The following is a 203-nucleotide window of genomic DNA, read 5'->3' as shown; positions in this document are numbered from 1 at the left end:
ACAGTAATACTTCTCGTTTCTGTGCCAAAAGTTAAGGTAACGACTACGTTATCTATTTGATCGCCTGCACTCAGGTTGCTCACAATACCTTTAACTGTGATTTTGCCATCTGCAAGTTCGGTTGCATTAACAACTCGATCTACGCCTTCTACTTCTGTGATGCTATGCGTTGCCTTATTTGAATTAGTCGGATCAGTGCTGTC

1 protein-coding gene is annotated in these 203 nt (G+C 41.9%); it reads right to left on the bottom strand.

Going from position 1 to position 203, the window contains the following annotated elements; all coding sequences use genetic code 11:
• A partial coding sequence (locus tag EXE09_RS18935) for a hypothetical protein (protein ID WP_165382097.1) occupies positions 1 to 203 on the bottom strand: 203 nt, incomplete at both ends.

This window comes from Acinetobacter sp. WCHAc060025 (genome assembly GCF_004209355.1).
In the GTDB taxonomy this organism is placed as follows: Bacteria; Pseudomonadota; Gammaproteobacteria; order Pseudomonadales; family Moraxellaceae; genus Acinetobacter; species Acinetobacter wuhouensis.
Note: the sequence above shows the minus strand (reverse complement) of the source record. Positions and strands in the feature narration are given on the sequence as shown.